We start from the raw sequence: 20,798 nt of genomic DNA on the forward strand, positions 1-20,798 counted from the left end.
CGGAATAGATCGCAGCCGGGTGCTGTTCAGCGGCGAGTGCGCCGACCTCAGACCCGGCGCGCAGAAAGAGTGTCAGTGCCACTGAACGACCTCACCACATCGCCCGACCAGGAAACGATCACGAACGAGACGGCGGTGGCTCAGGAGCAAGCCGCTCTCGACGAGGCATTCGCGCGCAGGGACGACCTTCTGCAGGAGCTCGACGCGGGCCTCACGGCTCCCGCGACGGATGCCGTCCAATACGCGCGGATGCGCATGATGGCGCAGCGGCGGTCCGAACTCGTGCACGCCGAGCAGGGGCTGATCTTCGGGAGGCTCGACGCTCTCGATGACACCGTCCGGCGTCTCGGTCGGGTGGGGATCCCCGGCCCGGACGATGATGAGCCGCTGGTGATCGATTGGCGTACGCCGGCTGCGCGCGCCTTCTACACCGCCACTGCCGTGGACCCGCAGGGTCAGGCCCGGCGTCGGCACATCCGCACGAGCGGTCGCACCGTGCAGGGAGTGGACGACGAGCCGCTCGACGGTTCGATGGCGAGCGATCTCGTCGGCGAAGGCGCGTTGCTCGCCGCGCTGGACGAGCGTCGTACGGGCCGCATGAGCAGCGCCGCTGCGACCCTGCAGCGCGAGCAGGACGACGTGATCCGCGCCGACGCCCGCGGACCGCTCGTGGTGCAGGGCGGACCTGGCACCGGCAAGACGGTCGTGGCACTGCATCGGGTGGCGTACCTGCTCTTCACCCACACGCAACTGGCCGCGCAGGGCGTGCTGGTGCTCGGGCCGTCGACGCGCTTCCTCGACTACATCGCTCAGGTGCTGCCCGCCCTCGGGGAGACCGCGATCGTGCCCGCGACGTGCGACACGCTCGTCCCTGGGATCACCGTCGAGCGCGACGAGCCGCGTGCGGTCGCGGAGATCAAGGGAAGAGCGCTCTGGCAGCGCGCCCTCTCCGAGTACGCGTCGTCGCTGGCGCCCGCCCCCGCAGGGCTGGAGCTCCGCTGGGAGGGGGAGACGTACACGCTCGAGGAGCGCAGGATCGTGAATGCACTCGCATCCGCGACGTCCGGACGCGCCTACCACGCTGCGCGCGCCGTCTTCGGCGCACAGCTGCGGGATCTGCTCACCGATGCCGTCGTCGAGCGCAACGAGCAGATGCTGGAGCAGCTGGAGGAGGGACTCGAGGACATCCTGGCCGGCGTCGACGCGGGGCTGGCGCGCTCCGATGACCGCGCCGCGGCCACGGGAGCGACAGGCGCGGAGGTCGACGGAGTGCTCTCGGAGGATGACATCGAGCGGTTGCGCGATCGGATCGCCGCCGACGGCGGGATCGACGCCGTGCTCTCGCAGTGGTGGCCGATCCTCGACGCGGCGACCGAGTTGCGCCGGTTGCTCGCCGACGATGCGATGCTGCGCAGGTGGGCGCCGGATCTCACCTCCGCCGAGCGCGATGCGGTGCGCCGCGAGCCGGCGGGTTGGGCCGGCAGCGACATCCCGCTCCTCGACGCGCTCTCCGATCTGCTGGGCGATCCTGAGCCCGGCGGCGGGCAGGGCGAGTTCCTCGCCGATCGCGCTGCGGCGAGGCGCGACTGGGTCTACGGTCACGTCGTCATCGACGAGGCGCAGGAACTGTCGGAGATGCAGTGGCAGATGGTGATGCGGCGTTGCCCTTCACGGTCGATCACGGCCGTCGGCGACATCGATCAGGCGGAGGCACCGCATCGGCACACCTCGTGGCGGCAGGCCGTGACAGCGGCGTTCGGCGAGCGGTGGACCGAAGCCCGGCTGACGATCTGCTACCGCACCCCGCTCGAGGTGATGGCGCTCACCGCCCCCGTGCTGCGAAATGCCGGGAGCGAGAACGAGCCGCCGCGAGCCGTGCGTGCCTCTGGCATCGAACCGTGGGAACGCGACGTCGCCGAGCGGGATCTCGCCGCCGAGGCGGGACGCCTGGTCGATGAGTTGTCTGCGCGCTGGTCCGGAGGAACCGTCGGCGTCATCGCACCAGAGGGTCGCCTCGCGGCACTTCGCGACGCCCTGCCGGAGACGAATGTGCTCTCGGCGACCGACGCCAAGGGGCTGGAGTGGGACGCGACGCTGCTCGTGGACGCTGCCGGTATCGCGTCCGAGCCGCGTGGCTGGAACGGGCTCTACGTCGCCCTGACCCGTTGCACCCAGGAGCTCGGGCAGCTGCGCGTCAGCTGAGCGCTACGCCCCAGGTGAGACTCCACGTCTCGCCTGGGGCGAGGCGGCGGATGCCGAGACCGCTGTTCAATGCATCCGCAGGGGCGGTCATCGGTTCGATGGCCACCGCGAGGTCGTGCCCGGGGTAGTTCGTCGTCGTGTAGACCTGCACGAAATCGAAGCCCTCGCCCTGAAACAGGGTGACGCGGCGACCGTCGGGCGACGTGAGCGTGTGACGAACGAATCCGTCCGCATCGCGGGTGAGTTCGGTGAAGCCGGTGTCGAGCGCGATGTCGCCGAGGCGCACGCCGTCGCGCAGTCCCTCCGGCGCGGGGGAGGTGCCGGTGGGCAGCATCCGCTCGTCGGTGTCGAACTGCGTCGCGGCCGGCACGGTGAGCACCAGGTCGTGCGTGTCGACTTCGCCGATCATGAGGAAGGGGTGGGTGCCGAGGGCGACGGGTGCCGCGGCATCCGATCGGTTCGTCAGCGTGTGCGTGACCTCGATGCCGGCATCGGTGAGCGCGTACGTGACCGTCGTATCGATCTCGTACGGGAAGCCGGTCTGCGGATGGATCGTCGCGCGGAGGGTGGCGACGTCATCCGTCTGCTCGACCTCGTAAGCGGTGAAACGCAACAGTCCGTGACTCGCATTGTGCAGCTTCGGCTCGCTGATCGCGAGCTGCCGCGCGGTGCCGTCGTCGTCCCAGAGTCCGTCGCGCACGCGGTTCGGCCACGGGGCGAGCACGACGCCCGAGCACGAAGGGGTCGGGATGTTCTCGGGGTATCGCGAGACGAGATCGACGTCTCCGACCGTGAGGCCGCGGAGGGATGCACCGACCTGGGCGACCTGCGCCGTGACGGCGCCGCGCTGAAGGTGGATCTGGATGCCGGTGGGCGATTGCGAGGTCACAGTGTCATGTTACGGGCGGTCAGGTCACGGGCGCCGTCGCCCGAGGGGTTTCTCAGGTGCATCGGCTAAACTTGTGCGGTCGGCTTCGGGCAGCCGCGCATGGCGCGGGCGTTTATCTGTTGGAAGTGTGAGCCCAGGGGCCGATGGTGAGCGTCGATCGACGCACATTAACCATCACATGAATGGCCCCCGGCCGACGGATGTCCGGGTTTCCCCGCGCGCGCAGCGCGGTGCTGTCACGTGCAGAACCCAGAAGGACACACCCATGCCCAAGAACAAGAAGCCCCAGGGCGGCAGGCCCTCCCGCAACTTCGAGCCGCGCTACGGCGCGAACAAGACCTCGTTCCACGACCGTCACGCCGGTCGCCCTGAGGGCGGGCGTTCGGATGCCGGTGCACAGCGCTCCGCTTCGAGCCGCTCGTCGGCCGGTGCCGACCGCCGCCCAGGCAGCAAGAGCGCGGGTCACCGCGGATACCGTCCGGCCGAGGCCGAGAGCGGTGCCCCGAAGCGTCGTTGGAGCGACCAGGAGCGTGCCGGTCGCGACGAGGCCCGCGGCATCCGCAATCGTGCCGAGTCCGGTCGCCGCGAGGCGCCGCATCACCAGAGCGAGCGTCCCCGCACCGATGGGCGTCGTTTCGACGATGACCGTCCGCGCTACAAGAGCGACCGTGGAGCTGAGCGTCCTCGGTTCAACGACGACCGTCCGCGCCGCGATGATCGTGGACGCCAGGATGAGCGTCCGCGTCGCGATGCCGGCTCATCGACCGGTTCCCGCTACCAGGGTGACCGTCCGCGATTCAACAGCGACCGCGGCGCTGAGCGCCCCCGTTTCGACAGCGATCGTCCGAACGGCCGCGGCGCCGAGCGTCCCCGGTACGACAACGACCGTCCGCGATTCAACAGCGACCGGTCGGCAGAGCGTCCGCGCTTCAATGACGATCGTCCCCGCCGCGACGACCGCGGTGGCCAGAGCGATCGCCCGCGCCGCGATGCGGGTGCGTCGGCAGGCAGCCGGTTCTCCGGCGACCGTCCGCGTTTCAACAGCGACCGCGGCGCTGAGCGCCCTCGGTACGACAACGATCGCCCCCGGTACAACAGCGACCGCGGTGGCGACCGCCCCCGCTATGACAACGACCGCCCTCGCTTCAACAGCGACCGGTCCACCGAGCGTCCCCGCTTCAACGACGACCGCCCGCGTCGTGACGACCGCGGTCGCGACGATGGCCGACCGCGTTACGAGGACCGTCCCCGTGTCGACAGCGAGCGTCCCCGTCGTGACGCTGCAGGCGCGGCATCCGGTTCGCGGAACCAGGGCGACCGTCCGCGCCGTGACGACGCCCGCCGTGACGACCGCGGACCCCGCCGCGACGACCGCGGCCCTCGTCGTGACGACCGCCGCAGCGAGCCGCGCGCGAGCCGTGACGACTGGAACAAGACATCGGCTGCACCGTTCGAGCCCACCGAGGACGTCGTCCACGAGCGTCTCGAGGCGAAGACCGTGGCCGCGCCGGAGGTCGAGGGCGTCACGTTCGCCGATCTCGGCATCGGCTCGAACATCGTCGAGGTGCTGAGCAATCTGGGTGCGGAAGCGCCGTTCCCGATCCAGGCCGCGACGATCCCGTCGATCCTCGAGGGTCGCGACGTGCTCGGCCGTGGCCGCACCGGCTCCGGCAAGACCATCGCCTTCGGCGCCCCGCTCGTCGAGCGCGTGCTGAAGTCGCAGGCGGGCAAGCGTCGCGAGTACGGCCGCAAGCCTCGTGCGATCATCCTCGCCCCGACGCGTGAGCTCGCGCTGCAGATCGACCGCACGATCCAGCCGATCGCTCGCAGCGTGGGCCTGTTCACCACGCAGATCTACGGCGGTGTCCCGCAGGGGCGCCAGGTCGGCGCGCTGATGAAGGGCGTCGACATCGTGATCGGAACGCCCGGACGCATCGAGGACCTCATCAAGCAGCGCAAGCTCGACCTCTCGGACTGCCGCATCGCGGTGCTCGACGAGGCCGACCACATGTGCGAGCTCGGCTTCGTCGAGCCGGTGCAGCGCATTCTGCGCCACACCCAGGAGGGCAGCCAGAAGCTGCTGTTCTCGGCGACGCTCGACCGCGAGGTCGCTGCGCTGGTCGACGAGTTCCTCGTGGATCCTGCAGTCTACGAAGTCTCGGGTGAAGACCAGGGCTCCGGAACGATCGACCACCGCGTGCTCGTGATCGAGCACCGCGACAAGGCCGAGATCCTCACCTCGATGGTCGACCGTGCAGGCAAGACTCTTGTCTTCGCCCGCACCCGCGCATACGCGGAGACCCTGGCCGAGCAGTTCGACGACGCCGGCATCCCTGCGGCCGCGCTGCACGGTGACCTCAACCAGGCCAAGCGCACGCGCAACCTCGAGCGCATGACCTCGGGGCGCGTGTCGGTTCTGGTCGCCACCGACGTCGCTGCTCGCGGCATCCACGTCGATGACATCGACCTGGTGATCCAGGCGGATGCGCCGGACGAGTACAAGACCTACATGCACCGCTCGGGTCGCACCGGCCGTGCAGGCCGCGCGGGTCGCGTCGTCACGCTGATCACGCGTCAGCGTCAGCGTCGCATGACCGAGCTGCTGGGTCGCGCCGAGATCGACGCACCGTTCGAGTCCGCTCGTATCGGTGACGACATCATCGAGGAGATCACCGGGCGCATGCCCAGCAACGACGAGATCACCCGATAACAGGGTTCACAACTCCTCGAAGAACATGAGGCGAAGGGCCCCGGATGCAAGATCCGGGGCCCTTCTGCGTCATTCGTGAGGAGTTGTGAACCGTGCCGATGCCACGACGCCGACGGACGGCGGTGGTAGCCTCGCCGCGTGGCAGACAAACAGGGCTCTGATGTCGTCCTCTCGACCGAACCGACCGCGTGGGAACCCGATGAGCTCGGTCTCGCCGTCGGCGCGACAGGCGCGTACAGCGAGTACGCCGCGCGCGACGGCGTCGTGCCTGATCCTGCTCCCCTGATGACGGCGTGGCTGACGGGCCGTGGGCAGAAGATCCGGCGGAACGCCTTCGCGAACGGCGACACCGTCGACGGGCTCACGTTCCAGGAGTCGTACTCGCGCGCACTCGCGAACATGTCGGCATCAGCCGTTCCCGCCGAACCTGCGAAGCACTTCGCAGGGCTGCGGATCGATGTCCCACGGGCTGCGGGATTCCTCGCCGTCCCCGACGTTCTCCTGCGGTTCGAGTCCGAAGTAGACGGAGAGCTGCTCGTGGCGGCGCCGACCGCGAACACCCTGCTGCTCGCCGGCTCGGCGCAGGACGACCTCGTGCACTTCTTCGGTGTCGCGCTGGCCGAGTGCCTGGCGGCCGACCCCCGCGGGCTGTCGCCGGTGCCGTTGCGCATCGTGGCGTCGGCAGAGGGAGGCGCGTCACTCGAGCGATGGGACCCGGGAACGGACTCGCCCTGGTATCCGCTCTCGCTGCGCGCCAGGCAGCTGGAACTCGAACGGCGCTTCGGGCCGATGCTGCAGTACGACGACATCGGCACCTACACGTTCCGGGGCGTCGGCGCCGCGTGCGCCTCACCTCGATGGTCGTACGACGAGGCCGAGGGACAGTTGCGCTCATATGCGGTGTGGACGCCCGGCTACTTTCCCACGCTGCTGCCGCCGGTCGACTGGATCGCGGTGAATCAGAAGACCTCCCGGTCGGCGCCGCAGCTGTGGCTGAGCCGCGACGAACTCGCGAGATGCGCCGGCGTCGAGGTCACGCACACGGACGAGTTCGGTCTCGAGGTCGATGTGGTCACCTGGACGGGCTACGCCGACGATCACGACGGGATCGGGTTGAAGGCAGCGCTGCGCGAGGCCGGCGCCCGCACCACAGTGAAGATGGGCGGAATGGGGACGAGCGTGCACATCCTCGACTGGATGCCGGGACGGTTCGGCGGCCCGGCGTCACGGTTCACGACGTTCGACGAGTTCCCGAGGATGCAGCGACCGCCGACTGCCGGCTGAACGTCCGCGCCGCCGGCTCAGACGATAGCGTGCTCGTGCACCGTCGAGCTCAGCGTGGTGCCGTTCAGGTCGAGATACAGCTGCTGCTCGGTCACGGTCAGCGTCATGGTGTTGCGGCGCTCGAGCGAGGTGGTCGCGGCGTCGATGAAGCCGGGATCGAAGCTGAACACCCTGATCGACTCTGCGTCGTGGATGCGCTTGCCTGCCCACGGGGCGATGACCTTGAGCGGGTCGCGATGCGTGTAGACCGCGACCCGGCCTGCGAGCTTGCTGCCGTAGTGCAGACGCTCGGCGGCAGGGGCTCCGACCTCGATCCAGGCGGTGATCGTGCCCGTCATGTCGCGGATGATCACCGCTGGCTCCTCGGTCGACGAGATGCCGGCACTGAACGCGATGCCCTCGGCGTACTCGAGGCAGTACGCGAGTGTGCGGGTGAGCATGTACGCGTCTGTCTCGGACGGATGCCGCGCGACGCGGAGCGCGAGCTCGTCGTAGACACCGCGATCCATGTCTGCCAGCTGCACCGTGAAGGTGTGGATCATCGCGCCGATTGCCATAGTCATCGAGCCTACGCGTCGAGGCAGCCGGCGTTGACCGCGAATCGACGCCCGTCAGAACAGGGTCGGTGCCGCCGGTTCCACGAAGGTCGGGCGGACCGTGGCCGGTCGGGTGAGCCGTCGGCTCGGATACGCGTCGTCCGAGTGGCGGGCATCGAGCCCGTGCGCGCGGATGAGCGGACGCACGCGCTTGGCCAGCCACTGACGATACGGTTTCGGCGCCTCGGATGCTGCGCCGGGATAGAGCCCTCGGTACGACGACATGAGCTCAGGGTGCTCGCGCTGCAGCCACTGCATGAACCAGGGTTTGACCCCTGCGCGAAGGTGCAGTGCGCCGTAGATGACATGATCGGCCCCGGTCTCGGCGATGCGGTGAAGTGCGTGATCGACGGCCGCGACCGAGTCGGTGAGATGGGGGAGCACCGGCATCAGGAAGACGCCGACGCGGAACCCCGCATCCGTCAGTGCGCGCACCGTGTCGAGTCGCGCCTGCGTGCTCGGTGTGCCCGGCTCGATCGAGTGCTGCAGCGTGTCGTCGTACATCGCGATCGACATCTGGATGTCGATCGGCACGTGCGCCGCCGCATCCACCAGCAGCGGGATGTCGCGTCGGATTAGCGTTCCCTTGGTGAGGATCGAGAACGGCGTCGCGGACTCGGCGAGTGCGCGGATGATGTCCGGCATCAGCTTGTAGCGGCCCTCTGCGCGCTGATATGGATCGGTGTTCGTGCCCAGCGCGACGCTCTCGTGCTGCCAGCTGCCGCGCTTCAGCTCTTTCGCGAGCACCTCGGCGACGTTCGTCTTCACGACGATCTGCGAATCGAAGTCGCCTCCGCCGTCGAGATCGAGGTACTCGTGCGTGCCGCGGGCGAAACAATACGTGCACGCATGACTGCATCCGCGATACGGGTTGATCGTCCAGCTGAACGGCATCCGCGACCCGGCGGGGACCTTGTTGAGCGCCGAGCGTGCGAGCACCTCATGGAAGGTCATTCCCGCGAACTCGGGCGTCGTCACGGAGCGGACGATTCCGGTGCGATTCTCCAGGCCGGGCAGCGCAGCGTCGTCCGCGTCATCGATCGTCTGTCCCTGCCACCGCATGCATTCATTCGAACAAATGCGCGAGGTTAAGTCAAGTAGGATTCGAAGAGAAGTACTATCCCAGTGGTTCGGGGTACCGGAAGGGCTCCCCGGCCACGAACCGGCGAACCTCGTCCACGGCGTTCTCGCCCATGCGGTGCAGCTCGCCTCCCAGCGATCCAGCGATGTGCGGCGTGAGAACGGCGTTCGGCAGCGACCAGAGCTCGTGCTCGGGCGGCAGCGGCTCGGGATCGGTGACATCGAGGATCGCGCGGATGCGCCCCGTGCGCAGCTCTCCGACGAGGGCCTCCTGGTCGACGACGGCGCCGCGCGCGGTGTTCAGCAGAGTCGCTCCGTCGCGCATGAGCGACAGCATCCGCGCATCGATCTGCCCCACTGTCGCCGGTATCAACGGCTGGTGCAGCGAGACGACATCGCTCTGCGTCATCACCTCGGCGAGCGTCGCGGCGCGCACTCCGACCTCGGTGGCGAGCTCCGGCGTCAGCTCGGGACTGAACGCGACGATGTCGAAATCGAAGGTCCGCAGACGTGCGACGAGCAGGCGCGCGACCTGGGACAGGCCGACGATGCCGATCGTGCGCCGATGGTTGCCGGCCACTCCGCTTCGGGCTGCGGCCGGCGCCTCCGGGTGCTCGCGATAGGCGCGTTCCGCGGCGAACGAATCCTTGCCGTCGAGCAGGATCATCGCCAGGGCGAATTCGGCGACGGGACTCGCGTTGATGGAACGGGCGTTCGCGGCGAGGAGCCCTCGCCGCGCCCACGCGGAGGGGTCATCGAGGCACAGGGCCGCGACGCCGCCGAGGTAGACGAGTCCGCGCAGGGCGGGTGCATCGTGCGGCGAGAGCCGTGGTGCGCCCCAGCCCCCGATCGCGATCTCGGCGTGCTGCAGCTGCTCGACCGCCTCCTCGGTCCGCGACACCACCGAGGACGGATCGATGTCCACGAGGGTCTGCAGCTCATCGAGCATGGCGGAAGTGAAGAGGTCGGCGACGAGGGATGCCGGATTCATCAGGAAGACTGCGGACGGGCGGATGATGTGCTCCCTCTCGAGGTTCGCTGCACCTTCGAAGTCGGCTGAGCGGACGGCATCGATGCCGTCTTCGCGCTCGAGACTCACAACATATCAACCACCCGCGACGGAACGGATGCGGCTCTCGGCGCAGATCACGGCAGAATGGAGGCATGAGCGGCGCGCATCACCCCCGGCATGCGTCGCGCCCGTCCCGTGTGCTGACCATCGCGTTGCCCGTCGGACTGGCGGTGACGGCGCTCGGCGTCCTGTGGGCGATCGCGGACGCCCCGGCCGCGGCAGAAGCCGAGCTCCCGCCCCCTCCCATGCCGGTCGTCGCGGCCCAGTTGCCTCCCGTCGATCTCGGAGGAGTCGTGGCGTCCGATCCGTGCGCTGACGCCGCCGTCGTCGACGCGCTCGCGGTCGGCGATGATGAAGCGGCGATCACGGCATTCGGTGGAGGTGCGGCTTTCCGGGAGGCCGTCGTCGCCGGGAACGCGCCCTGCATCTCGCTCAGTGACCCTGCCAGGCTCTGGCTCGTCGTCAACAAGGCGCGGCCGATCGAGCCGTTGGACTTCGAGCCGGCATCGCTCTCCGAGGTCGACCTCGCGGCGACGACCTCATCCGACCGGCTGCGCACGGATGCGCGCGACGCCCTGAGCGCCCTCGCCGACGGGGTCGATGCGTCGGGTGCCGGAGCCATCGGGATCAACAACGGCTACCGCTCGTACGACCTGCAGGTGTCCACCTATTCCGGCTTCGTCGCTTCTGAAGGTGTCGCAGGCGCCGACCGGGGCTCCGCGCGTGCGGGATTCAGCGAGCATCAGACCGGTCTGGCAGTGGATGTCGTCGCGTGCGACGACGGCTGCGGCGACATCGACGCGTTCGGCAGCACGGCGCAGGCCGCATGGGTACAGGAGCACGCCTGGGAGCACGGCTACGTCGTGCGATACGAGAACGGCGCGAGCGACCGCACCGGGTACATGCCCGAGCCGTGGCACCTCCGCTACGTCGGCCCTCAGCTCGCCTCCGCGTATCACGAGGGCGGCTTCCACACGCTCGAGGAGTTCTTCGGTCTGCCCGCGGCCCCCGACTACGCGCACTGACCCGTTCTGTGGCATCCCACAAACGCGGTACGCAGTCCCACGCGCGGTGGGATGCATTCTCACAACGCGCTGTCGCGGCATCCGCTCTCCGCCCTAGAATCGCGGGAGCAACGACGCACTGACACGTTCGGGAGGACGGCATGGAACGCGACATCTACGAAGAAGACCACGAGGCATTCCGCGACCTGGTGAAGGACTTCGTCAAGCGCCACGTCAGCAATGAGAGCATCGAGAGGTGGGATGCCGCGGGCGAGATCGACCGCGAGACCATGCTCGCCGCAGGCGAGGCCGGGCTCATCGGGCTTTCCGTGCCTGAGGAGTTCGGCGGCGCCGGCATGCTGCAGGACTACCGCTTCCGCACGATCGTGATGGAAGAGGTCATCGCCTCCGGTGCCGGTTCGCTGGCCGGGGCCTTCGGCATCCAGGACGACCTCGCCGTTCCGTACCTCGTGCACATGGGCACGCAGGAGCAGAAGGAGAAGTGGCTTCCTCGTATGGCCACGGGTGAGGTGCTCGGCGCGCTCGCGATGACCGACCCCGGTGCTGGTTCCGACCTCCGCGGCATCAAGACCAACGCGAAGAAGATCGACGGCGGCTACATCGTCAACGGCGCGAAGACGTTCATCTCGTCCGGGACGACGGCCGACATGGTCGTCACCTTCGTGAAGACCGGCGAGGGCAACCGCCCCGACGCGTTCAGCCTACTCATCCTCGAGAAGGGGATGGAGGGCTTCGACCAGGGCAAGAAGCTCAGCAAGATGGGCTTCCACGGGTGGGACACCGCCGAGCTCAGCTTCACCGACGTCTTCGTTCCCGAAGAGAACCTCATCAGCGGCAAGGAGGGGCAGGGCTTCATCCAGCTCATGATGAACCTGCCGCTCGAGCGCCTCTCGATCGGTGTCGCCGCCGCTGCCGCCGCCGAGGCGGCGACCAACTGGACCATCGCCTACACGAAGGACCGCGAGGCCTTCGGCGAGCGCATCGCCGACTTCCAGAACACGCGATTCCGGCTCGCCGACATGGTCACCACCACCGAGGTGATGTGGGCGTACATCGACCAGGCGCTGCGCGCCTACAAGGACAAGAAGCTCACCGCTGAGGATGCGGCGAAGGTCAAGTTCTGGGCGACCGAGCGCGAGTGGGAGGTGCTCGACACCGGCGTGCAGCTGCACGGCGGCTACGGCTACATCATGGAGTATCCGATCGCCCGCGCCTTCACCGACGCCCGCGTGCACCGCATCTACGGCGGCACGAACGAGATCATGCGCGACCTCGTCGGACGCCAGATCGCCGGCAAGCGCTGACACGCGTTGCGAAACCGTCCGTCACCGCAGTGGGGACGGACGGTTTCGTCGTCTCAGCGCCGTCCGACCCCTGCCGTGCGCAGGCGATCGGCGATGAGGATGCCGAGGGCCGTGGCGCCGAGGCAGCTCGCCAGAGCCGCGACGAAGAAGAAGACCTGCGCCCACAGAGGCTGCGACGCCATGTTGAAGAACGTCCACGAGAACAGCGGGTACACGACACCGAGCACCGCGGCGCCGGCGTAGTGCATCCAGGTCTTCCAGAAGCGCCACAGCACGAGCAGGAACGGCAGCTCGGCGAACAGCGCCCATGATGCGTTCGTCACGACGCTCATGAATCCGTAGCCCGAGAACGGCACGATCACGAGCCCGGCGATCACGCCGACGAGGATTCCGACGAGCGGCGTGCGCAGCAGGCGAAGGGCGATCACCGACGGGAGCACCCACAATCCGGTGATCGCGACGGAGAGGATCGGTGAGCCGAGTCCCAGGAGCACGGTCGAGAGCCAGTTCGCCGGTGCGAGCAGAAGACCACCGGCGACGCCGAGAGCGGCGCAGGTGAGCAGCAGCGATGTCGAGATGCCGGGGCGTCGAGCGCTTCGCGCCTCGCTCACGACACCGGCTCCGCTGCGGCTTCGCGCGCGGCCTTGGATGCGGGCGAGGAGGCGCCGATCTTCCAGTAGCCGCAGAAGCTCACGCTGTTCTTGTCGACACCGCGTTCGCCGACCAGCTGCTTGCGCACGCCGGACGCGAGTGCCTGCTCACCTGCGGCGTACGCGTGGAACGGCTCGATCGGCAGCGTCGCCTCGCGCAGTGCGGCGAGTGCGAGCACGCCGGGCGTCGTCTCATTCGGGCGTGTGATCCACTCGATCGAGACGCCGGACGGATGCTCGAACTCCAGTGCATCGTCGGCGGAGGGCACCTCGATGATGGCCGCACCCTCGGCTGTGGAAGGCAGAGACGCGCAGATCGAGGCGATGGCGGGCAGCGCGGTCTCGTCTCCGACGAGGACGACATGATCCGTGCCGCGCTCGGGGTTGAACGTGAGCCCCTCGTCGATGATGAGCACGTGCTCGCCCGGCTCGCAGGTCTCCGCCCAGCGGGAGGCCGGTCCGGCGGTCCCCTCGGCAGCTGAGCCGTGCAGCACGAAGTCGACGTCGATCTCGGCGCCGCGATCCCCGGTAGCCGGGCGGTACGCGCGCACCGAGTAGTTGCGCATCACGGGGCGCTCGCCGTCGGGGATGCGCAGGAACTTCAGGTAACCGAACATCTTGTGCGCCTTCGCAGGCACGCGTTCGAGACCCGCTTCACCGCCCACGGGGATGAACAGCCGGAACCACTGGTCGTACCCCATCGGGCGGAACGTGGAGATCTCGCCTCCGCCCAGCGTGATGCGCATCCAATGCGGTGCGAGCCTTTCGCTGCGCAGCACTTCGAGGTGCAGGAGCTCGGTCGTCTCGGGCTTGACCATCTTGCTGAATGCCATGGGATGCCTTTCAGGCGGGTTGCCAGGGGAAGAGCACGATGAAGATCGTGGCGGATGCTGCGAGCAGCAGGACGATGAACACGACGTCGCGCGTGCGGAAGGGCACGAGATGTCGTTCGGTGCGGGTGGGATGCGCGCCGAAGGCGCGGGCATCCATGGCCAGGGCGACGCGTTCGGCGTGGCGGATCGCGCCGGCGAGCAGTGGCACGATGTACCCCCAGCCCCTGGCGATGCGCGCGAACGGGCCGCGACCGCCGTGATGCCCGCGCACGCGGTGCGCGGCGCGGATCACGCTGAGCTCGTGCCCGAACCTCGGCACGAACCGGAAGGCGGCGAGAGCCGTGTAGCCGACGCGGTACGGCACCCGCAGCTGCTGGATGCTCGCCCGCACCAGGTCGGGTCCGCTCGTGGTGAGTCCGCCCACCAGCGCGAGTGCGGCGATGGCGCCGAGCCGCAGCGCGGTGGCGAACCCGACCTCCAGCGCGCCGGTGAAGAGGGTCCAGCCGCCGATGCGCAGGAACGGTGCGGTGTCGTCGACGAGGGCGGCATCCACCCACAGCGAGAAGCCGATGCCGATCACGAGCATGGCGACCGGTATCACGACGAGCAGAAGCAGCAGGAGGCGCCAGGTCAGCCGCGCGCCGACCAGGATCAGCGCATACGCGAGCACGAGGAAGGCGGCGGGCGTGGCGAGGTCGCGCACGAAGACCAGCAGGATCATCGCCGGCGCGACAGCGGCGACCTTCGCCAGCGGGTTCAACGCGTACAGGAACTCGCGCCGCGATCTGGCGACCATCGAGGCGTACGGGTTGACGACTGCGGTGCTCATGACGCCGTCGTCCCTGCGTGGGCGGCGAGGACGCGCTGCAGCGCGGGCAGTCGCAGCCCGGCGGTGGTGAAGACGTGCTCATCGCGGAAGAGCTCGTCTGTGCGACCTTTGGCGTGCACGCGTCCGTCCGCGAGTACGACGGTGTGCGTCGCATGTTCTGCGACCAGCTGCAGATCGTGCGTGACGATCACGATGGTCGTGCCTTCGCGGCGCAGTGCGTCGAGCAGGGCGAGCAGCTCCGCAGCGCGCGCGCGATCCTGCCCGAATGTCGGCTCGTCGAGCGCGAGCACGCGGGGGCCGGTGATCAGTGCGGTGCCGACCGACAGCCGTCGCTTCTCGCCGCCCGAGAGGAGGAACGGATGCACATCCGCCTTGTGCTCCAGCCCGAACCGACCGAGCATCTGCCGCACGCGGTGCGCGATCTCCGCCTCGCTCACGTGGCGCAGGCGCAGCCCGTGCGCGAGCTCGTCGAAGACGGTGTGCGCGATGAACTGGTGCTCCGGGTTCTGGAACACGAAGCCGATCCGTGCGGCGAGATCGCGCGGCGACGCCGTGGCGGGATCGAGCCCGTCGACGTCCACCTGGCGCTTTCGCGGAGGAACGACCCCGGCGAGGGCCTGGATGAGGGTGGTCTTGCCCGCACCGTTCGCGCCGACGATCGCCGTCAGGCTGCCGGCCTCGATGTCGAGGTCCACGCTGTGCAGGATCTCGCGTCTTCCGCGCGTGACCGTGAGCCCGCGGGCGCGGATGAGGGTGTGCGCGTCAGACGGCGGCGGGGACAGATGTCGGTGCAGATCACGGATGTCAGTGGAGAACGCGGTTTCTTGGCTGACAGGTGTGTTTCCGGCTTGCAAGTGTGCGCCGCCGGCGGGCAGCGCGGCGGCCAGTTCCTCCGGTGTCAGCGGCAGCGGCGCATCGTGAGACAGGATGCCGCGCTCGCGCAGCATCCGTGCCGTCAACGTCGCGGCCGGCAGCCACACGCCCATCGCGACGAGTTCTTCCGTGTGCCCGCGGAGGATCTCGTCGACCGAACCGTCGAACGCGACTGTGCCCGCCTGATCGAGCACGATCGTGCGCGTCACGAATTCCATGGCGGCGTCGAGGTTGTGCTCGACGAGCAGGATCGCGCGGTCACCCGCCGCGACGACCTCGGCGAGTGCGGCGTAGACGTCGTCGATACCCTGCGGGTCGAGGTTGGCCGTCGGCTCGTCGAGCACGAGGAGGGGCGATCCCATCGCGAGGGCGCAGGCGATCGCCAGGCGTTGACGACCGCCGCCGGAGAGACGATCGGGGTTCTCGTCGCGACGCTGCCACAATCCGACGCGGCTCAGGGCGTCCTCTGCGCGTGCGCGCACCTCGTCCAGGGGCAGCAGCAGGTTCTCCGGTCCGAAGGCAACCTCGTCGTACACGGTGCCGGTCACGATCTGGGCATCCGGATCCTGGAACACCATCGCGACGTGCGTGCTGAGCGTGGCGGTCGAGGCGTGCGCGCTGTCGATCCCGCCGGCTTCGACCGCGCCGGTCATGGTCGCGGGCAGCGCGTGGGGGATCAGGCCGTTCAGTGCGAGCGTGAGCGTCGACTTGCCCGACCCAGACGGACCGAGCAGCAGTACGACCTCACCCGGTGCGATGTCGAAGCTCACATCGCTCGGTGAAGGGTGCGCGGCATCGGCGTGGGTGAGGGTGAGATCACGCACGCGGAGAAGGGGCGCGGATGAGCGCACGGCGGAACCCCGGGTCGGTGGAACGGACCCTTCTAACTTAGCTGAGCCTTACCTGAATCGCCATCGGCGCATCCGTGCTCGGCCGGAGGCGCTCAGCGGCGGGAGACGCCCGCTCGACCCAGGGCGGATCCCACCGCGAGCCCGAGTGCGGTCCAGGCGATCGGACCGAGCAATGAGAGCACGAGGTAGGCGATCTGCGCCCACAGCGGCAGCGAGCCCAGGTGCGCGACGAAGAACACGACGACCGCGACGATGATGCCGATCGCGGTCGCAGAGATGAAGAAGCGCCATGCCCCCCAGGCCCGGTAGCGGGTGAGGGCGGCCACGCCCTCCTGGATCGCGCCGAACAGCAGCGCGGTGCCGATGAAGCGCAGCGCCCAGGCCGGGTTGAAGGCGCTGGAGACCAGCGCGGCGATCACGTGGGTGATCAGTGCGACGAGCGGCTGGCGCAGCACCTCCTGCGCGATGATCCCCGGCAGCACGTGGGCGCCCAGCAGCAGGCCGTACGCGTACGGAGCGGTGAAGAGCACGAACGGCGTCAGTACCCCCGCGATCCCGCCGACGATGCCGGTCGCGACGCCGATGGCCGCGCAGACCAGCAGCACTCTGGTCGACAGGAGAGGGGTTCGCGCCACGTCCTCAGCCTACTTGCGCAGGGGCGGCACCGGCCGCGCAGGGAACGGTGAGATGCGCCGCTCGTCGCCTCGACCGTGCCGCTCGTCGCATCCGGTCCCGAAACGATCGGGACGGCGGATGCTGCGCCTCTAGCGTGGGGAAACGCAATGACGCGCACACAAGGAGCAGCCATGTCATCACCTTCGTCGCGCCGCCCAGCGAACACCGCAGGCGGCGCCCCCACCGTCGATGAGCCGGAGCTCATCCAGGACCCCGACCTTCCACCCGTGGCGCTCACGGAGGAGCAGCACGACAAGGCGGGCCGCTGGACCTGGCCGAAGATCGTGCTCTGGGTGGCCATCGCGCTGCTCGGAGGCATCGCCTGGACGATGCTCGCCATCGTCAGGGGCGAGACGGTCAACGCGATCTGGTTCGTGTTCGCCGCCGTCTGCACGTACCTGATCGGGTACCGCTTCTACTCCAAGGTCATCGAGCGCTTCATCACGCGCCCCGATGACAGGCGCGCGACGCCCGCCGAGGTCAAGCAGGACGGCAAGGACTACGTCCCCACCGACCGGCGCGTGCTGTACGGTCACCACTTCGCCGCGATCGCGGGCGCCGGTCCGCTGGTCGGCCCCGTGCTGGCCGCGCAGATGGGCTACCTGCCCGGAACCATCTGGATCATCGTCGGCGTCGTGCTCGCCGGCGCTGTGCAGGACTACCTGGTGCTCTTCTTCTCCATGCGCCGCGGCGGCCGCACGATCGGTCAGATGGCGCGTCAGGAGCTCGGGAAGATCGGCGGCACTGCCGCGATCATCGCCGCGCTGCTCATCATGATCATCATCGTCGCGATCCTCGCGCTCGTCGTGGTGAACGCGCTCGGCGAGAGCCCGTGGGGCGTGTTCTCGGTCGGCATGACCATCCCGATCGCGCTCTTCATGGGCGTCTACCTGCGGTTCCTCCGCCCCGGAAAGGTCACCGAGGTCTCGATCATCGGCTTCGTGCTGCTGATGGCGGCGATCATCGGCGGCGGCTGGGTCTCGAACACCGAGTGGGGACAGGCGCTGTTCCACCTCGACACGACGACGATCGCGTGGGGCATCATCATCTACGGCTTCATCGCCGCGATCCTCCCGGTCTGGCTGCTGCTCGCTCCCCGCGACTACCTGTCGACCTTCATGAAGATCGGCGTGATCGTCATGCTCGCCGGCGCCATCGTGCTGGTGCGCCCCGAGATCTCGGTTCCGGCCCTCACGGTCTTCGGCGAGAACGGCCTCGGCCCGGTGTTCTCCGGAGCACTGTTCCCGTTCCTGTTCGTCACGATCGCGTGCGGCGCTCTGTCGGGATTCCACGCGCTGATCGCCTCGGGCACGACGCCCAAGCTCATCGAGAAGGAGCGGCAGACCCGCTTCATCGGCTACGGCGGCATGCTCATGGAATCGTTCGTCGCGATCATGGCGCTGGTCGCCGCGATCTCGATCGATCAGGGCATCTACTTCGCGATGAACTCGCCCGCTGCACTCACCGGCGGCACGGTCGAGGGAGCGGTCGCCTTCGTGAACTCGCTCGGGCTGACCGGGGTGAACCTGACACCTGAGATGCTCACCGGTACCGCTGCGGATGTCGGCGAGGAGTCGATCGTGTCGCGCACGGGTGGCGCCCCGACGCTGGCACTGGGCCTCGCGCACATCATGCAGCAGGCGCTCGGCGGTCAGGCACTGATGGCGTTCTGGTACCACTTCGCGATCATGTTCGAGGCGCTGTTCATCCTCACCGCGGTGGACGCAGGCACCCGCGTCGCCCGCTTCATGCTCCAGGACACGATCGGCGCCTGGTTCCCCAAGTTCCGCGACGTCTCCTGGCGCCCCGGTGTGTGGATCACGACCGCCATCATGGTCGCCGGGTGGGGGTACATCCTCATCCTCGGAGTGACCGATCCGCTCGGCGGCATCAACACGTTCTTCCCGCTGTTCGGCATCGCCAACCAGCTGCTCGCCGCGATCGCGCTCGCCGTGGTGCTGGCGATCGTCGCCAAGCGGGGCAAGAGCTACGTGAAGTGGCTGTGGATCGTGGCGCTGCCGCTGGCGTTCACGGCTGTGATCACCATCACCGCCTCGCTGTACAAGATCTTCTCTCCGGTGCCGCAGATCGGCTACTGGGCGAATCACTTCAAGTACCGCGCGGCTCAGGAGGCGGGCGACACGAGCCTCGGTGAGCCGGCGACCGTGGAGGCGGTCATCCGCAACACCGCGGTGCAGGGCACGCTGTCGATCATCTTCGTCGTCCTCGCGATCGTCGTGATGATCATGGCCGTCATCGTCGCCATCAAGGCGCTGCGGCGCGGCGGCGGCGAGAACACCGAGGATGCCGCAGTGGTCTCGCGCCGCTACGCGCCGGCGGGGTTCCTTCCGACATCCGACGAGCGCGAGCTCGAGAAGCAGTGGGAGCCGATCGTGAACGAAGAGCTCCGCGCCAACGCCCACCGCAAGGGACACTGATCTCATGACGATCCAGTCGGATGCTGCGACCGGCCTGAGGGCGGCCGGTGCATTGGCGCTGCGTGCCGGTCGCGGCATCCGCTGGTACATGCGCAACCTCATGGGCGACAGCGCCTATGAGACGTATCTCGCGCATCACCGGCGCAGGCATCCGGATGAGAAGCCGATGACGGAGCGGGAGTTCTGGCGCGACCGGATGGACGAGCAGGACCGCAACCCCGGAGCACGCTGCTGCTGAGCGCGTGGCGCCGCGCTCGGCAGCAGTGCCGGTTTCGCCGTCGTCCTAGGCTGATGCCATGACCGGATCCGTGGTGCTCGCCGCCGCCCTCGGCGTGATCGGCGGGGTCGTGCTCACGGTGCTGCTGCTGCTCGCCTGGCGCCTCGCACGCGGCAACGCCGACCTGGGCAGCGCGGCGGAGCAGGCGTCGTACGCGGCGATGCACCACGCCAGCCTGGCGGCGCGGCATCTGCGCGCAGGACTGAGCGCACCGGACGTCGTTCGCGCCGCCAGGCACTTCCGCACACTCCTCGGCAGCAACGCCGTCGCGATCGTGGGGGTCGACGGCGCGGTCGCGATCGACGGTGCGGACGACGCGCTCAAGGGCTCGGCGCTGCGCATCGCCGAGCGCGTGCAGGAGTCCGGCCGGAGGCAGGTGTTCCCGCATCCCGACGGCGAGGATCTGGAGGCCGTCGGCGCACCGATCGTCGTCGACGGACAGGTCGCCGGCGTGGTCGTGGCGTTCGCGGCACCCGTGCGGGCGGCGCTCGTGCGGGCGACAGGGGAGGTCGCAGACTGGTGCGCGGCGCAGGTGGAGCTGGGCGGACTGGACGCGTCTCGTACGGCGCTCGCCGAGGCGGAGCTGCGGTCGCTGCGCGCCCAGATCTCGCCGCACTTCATCTACAACGCGCTGACCGCCGTGGCGTCCTTCATCCACGCCGATCCGGAGCGGGCGCGCGAGCTCGTCCTCGAGTTCGCCGACTTCACCCGCTACTCGTTCCGCCGTCAGGGCGAGTTCACGACGCTGGCGGAAGAGCTGCGCAGCATCCACTCCTACCTGACGCTGGAGAGGGCGCGCTTCGGCGACAGGCTCGAGGTGACGCTGCGCATCGCGCCCGAGGCGCTGGCGACCGTCATCCCGTTCCTGTCCGTGCAGCCGCTCGTCGAGAATGCGGTGCGGCACGGGCTGGAGCCAGGCGAGGGCGGCGGCACGATCCGGATCGAGGCGATCGATGACGGCACGCACACCGAGATCACCGTCGAGGACGACGGCGTCGGCATGGATCCCGATTCGCTGCGCACACTGCTGACGGCCGCCGACGACGGTGCCCACGTCGGGCTGCGCAACGTCGACACCAGACTGCGGCAGATGTACGGGCGCGAGGGCGGGCTGGTCGTGGAGACGAATCCAGGCGAAGGTACGCTGGTGCGGATGCGCATCCCGAAGTCGCAGCCGCTGCACGACCCGGGGCGCGACTGAGCGGGAGGG

17 protein-coding genes are annotated in these 20,798 nt (G+C 68.8%); 8 read left to right on the top strand and 9 right to left on the bottom strand.

Features of this window, described 5'->3' with window-relative positions; translation table 11 throughout:
- The first annotated feature begins 75 nt into the window (after positions 1-75).
- The gene (locus ACYVG2_RS07435) at positions 76-2,202 is read left to right on the top strand and encodes a HelD family protein (RefSeq protein ID WP_460780381.1); all 2,127 of its coding nucleotides are present in this window, start codon (positions 76-78) and stop codon (positions 2,200-2,202) included.
- On the opposite strand, the gene ACYVG2_RS07440 is transcribed toward ACYVG2_RS07435, so the two are convergent.
- On the bottom strand, positions 2,195-3,091 hold the full coding sequence (locus ACYVG2_RS07440) for an aldose 1-epimerase family protein (protein WP_460780382.1): 897 nt from the start codon (positions 3,089-3,091) through the stop codon (positions 2,195-2,197). The two genes, ACYVG2_RS07435 and ACYVG2_RS07440, sit on opposite strands and share 8 nt — an antisense overlap.
- Before the next feature lie 265 nt (positions 3,092-3,356).
- Here ACYVG2_RS07440 and ACYVG2_RS07445 point away from each other — a divergent pair, with 265 nt between their 5' ends.
- Both ACYVG2_RS07445 and ACYVG2_RS07450 read left to right on the top strand, forming a co-directional pair.
- A complete protein-coding gene (locus ACYVG2_RS07445; protein WP_460780383.1) occupies positions 3,357-5,801 on the top strand; it encodes a DEAD/DEAH box helicase in 2,445 nt (814 codons plus the stop codon).
- A gap of 138 nt (positions 5,802-5,939) precedes the next feature.
- Positions 5,940-7,085 carry a hypothetical protein gene (locus ACYVG2_RS07450; protein WP_460780384.1) on the top strand — a complete coding sequence of 382 codons (1,146 nt, stop codon included), beginning with the start codon at positions 5,940-5,942 and terminating at the stop codon, positions 7,083-7,085.
- Positions 7,086-7,102: 17 nt separating this feature from the next.
- On the opposite strand, the gene ACYVG2_RS07455 is transcribed toward ACYVG2_RS07450, so the two are convergent.
- The 3 genes from ACYVG2_RS07455 to ACYVG2_RS07465 are packed head-to-tail and all read right to left on the bottom strand — an operon-like array spanning position 7,103 to position 9,860.
- A complete protein-coding gene (locus tag ACYVG2_RS07455; protein WP_460780765.1) occupies positions 7,103-7,642 on the bottom strand; it encodes a YaeQ family protein in 540 nt (179 codons plus the stop codon).
- Between the two features lie 54 nt (positions 7,643-7,696).
- A complete protein-coding gene (locus tag ACYVG2_RS07460) occupies positions 7,697-8,743 on the bottom strand; it encodes an Rv2578c family radical SAM protein (RefSeq protein ID WP_460780385.1) in 1,047 nt (348 codons plus the stop codon).
- A gap of 55 nt (positions 8,744-8,798) precedes the next feature.
- Positions 8,799-9,860 (bottom strand): hydroxyacid dehydrogenase, encoded by a 1,062-nt coding sequence (locus ACYVG2_RS07465; protein ID WP_460780386.1) that lies wholly within the window; start codon positions 9,858-9,860, stop codon positions 8,799-8,801.
- A 65-nt stretch (positions 9,861-9,925) separates the two neighbouring features.
- Here ACYVG2_RS07465 and ACYVG2_RS07470 point away from each other — a divergent pair, with 65 nt between their 5' ends.
- A complete protein-coding gene (locus ACYVG2_RS07470) occupies positions 9,926-10,858 on the top strand; it encodes a M15 family metallopeptidase (protein WP_448966685.1) in 933 nt (310 codons plus the stop codon).
- A gap of 140 nt (positions 10,859-10,998) precedes the next feature.
- On the top strand, positions 10,999-12,162 hold the full coding sequence (locus tag ACYVG2_RS07475; protein WP_460780388.1) for an acyl-CoA dehydrogenase family protein: 1,164 nt from the start codon (positions 10,999-11,001) through the stop codon (positions 12,160-12,162).
- 53 nt (positions 12,163-12,215) lie between these two features.
- Here the strand turns inward: ACYVG2_RS07475 and ACYVG2_RS07480 are convergent, their stop codons facing one another.
- From ACYVG2_RS07480 to ACYVG2_RS07500, 5 genes are all read right to left on the bottom strand, one after another.
- Positions 12,216-12,773, bottom strand: a complete 558-nt coding sequence (locus tag ACYVG2_RS07480) for an ECF transporter S component (protein WP_460780389.1) — start codon at positions 12,771-12,773, stop codon at positions 12,216-12,218.
- Positions 12,770-13,645 carry a siderophore-interacting protein gene (locus ACYVG2_RS07485; protein ID WP_460780390.1) on the bottom strand — a complete coding sequence of 292 codons (876 nt, stop codon included), beginning with the start codon at positions 13,643-13,645 and terminating at the stop codon, positions 12,770-12,772. The genes ACYVG2_RS07480 and ACYVG2_RS07485 overlap by 4 nt, the downstream gene beginning before the upstream one ends.
- 10 nt (positions 13,646-13,655) lie before the next feature.
- Complete coding sequence (locus tag ACYVG2_RS07490) at positions 13,656-14,474, bottom strand: energy-coupling factor transporter transmembrane component T (RefSeq protein ID WP_460780391.1); 819 nt, start codon at positions 14,472-14,474, stop codon at positions 13,656-13,658.
- Entirely contained in the window at positions 14,471-16,198 is a 1,728-nt protein-coding gene (locus ACYVG2_RS07495; RefSeq protein WP_460780392.1) for an ABC transporter ATP-binding protein, read from the bottom strand. Before ACYVG2_RS07495 ends, ACYVG2_RS07490 begins: the two co-directional genes overlap by 4 nt.
- Positions 16,199-16,290: 92 nt before the next feature.
- Entirely contained in the window at positions 16,291-16,833 is a 543-nt protein-coding gene (locus ACYVG2_RS07500) for an ECF transporter S component (RefSeq protein WP_460780393.1), read from the bottom strand.
- Positions 16,834-17,004: 171 nt separating this feature from the next.
- On the opposite strand from ACYVG2_RS07500, the gene ACYVG2_RS07505 reads away from it, so the two are divergent.
- The 3 genes from ACYVG2_RS07505 to ACYVG2_RS07515 are packed head-to-tail and all read left to right on the top strand — an operon-like array spanning position 17,005 to position 20,789.
- The gene (locus tag ACYVG2_RS07505) at positions 17,005-19,311 is read left to right on the top strand and encodes a carbon starvation CstA family protein (protein ID WP_448966678.1); all 2,307 of its coding nucleotides are present in this window, start codon (positions 17,005-17,007) and stop codon (positions 19,309-19,311) included.
- A gap of 4 nt (positions 19,312-19,315) precedes the next feature.
- The gene (locus ACYVG2_RS07510; protein ID WP_448966677.1) at positions 19,316-19,549 is read left to right on the top strand and encodes a YbdD/YjiX family protein; all 234 of its coding nucleotides are present in this window, start codon (positions 19,316-19,318) and stop codon (positions 19,547-19,549) included.
- A 58-nt stretch (positions 19,550-19,607) separates the two neighbouring features.
- The gene (locus ACYVG2_RS07515) at positions 19,608-20,789 is read left to right on the top strand and encodes a sensor histidine kinase (RefSeq protein ID WP_460780394.1); all 1,182 of its coding nucleotides are present in this window, start codon (positions 19,608-19,610) and stop codon (positions 20,787-20,789) included.
- Positions 20,790-20,798: the final 9 nt, after the last annotated feature.

The sequence above is a fragment of the Microbacterium shaanxiense genome (assembly GCF_054779995.1).

Coding starts and splice junctions, on each gene's coding strand:
- ACYVG2_RS07445 (WP_460780383.1), top strand. CDS start 3,357: ATGCCCAAGAACAAGAAGCCCCAGGGCGGCAGGCCCTCCCGCAACTTC.
- ACYVG2_RS07455 (WP_460780765.1), bottom strand. CDS start 7,642: ATGGCAATCGGCGCGATGATCCACACCTTCACGGTGCAGCTGGCAGAC.
- ACYVG2_RS07460 (WP_460780385.1), bottom strand. CDS start 8,743: ATGCGGTGGCAGGGACAGACGATCGATGACGCGGACGACGCTGCGCTG.
- ACYVG2_RS07470 (WP_448966685.1), top strand. CDS start 9,926: ATGAGCGGCGCGCATCACCCCCGGCATGCGTCGCGCCCGTCCCGTGTG.
- ACYVG2_RS07475 (WP_460780388.1), top strand. CDS start 10,999: ATGGAACGCGACATCTACGAAGAAGACCACGAGGCATTCCGCGACCTG.
- ACYVG2_RS07485 (WP_460780390.1), bottom strand. CDS start 13,645: ATGGCATTCAGCAAGATGGTCAAGCCCGAGACGACCGAGCTCCTGCAC.
- ACYVG2_RS07490 (WP_460780391.1), bottom strand. CDS start 14,474: ATGAGCACCGCAGTCGTCAACCCGTACGCCTCGATGGTCGCCAGATCG.
- ACYVG2_RS07505 (WP_448966678.1), top strand. CDS start 17,005: ATGTCATCACCTTCGTCGCGCCGCCCAGCGAACACCGCAGGCGGCGCC.
- ACYVG2_RS07510 (WP_448966677.1), top strand. CDS start 19,316: ATGACGATCCAGTCGGATGCTGCGACCGGCCTGAGGGCGGCCGGTGCA.
- ACYVG2_RS07515 (WP_460780394.1), top strand. CDS start 19,608: ATGACCGGATCCGTGGTGCTCGCCGCCGCCCTCGGCGTGATCGGCGGG.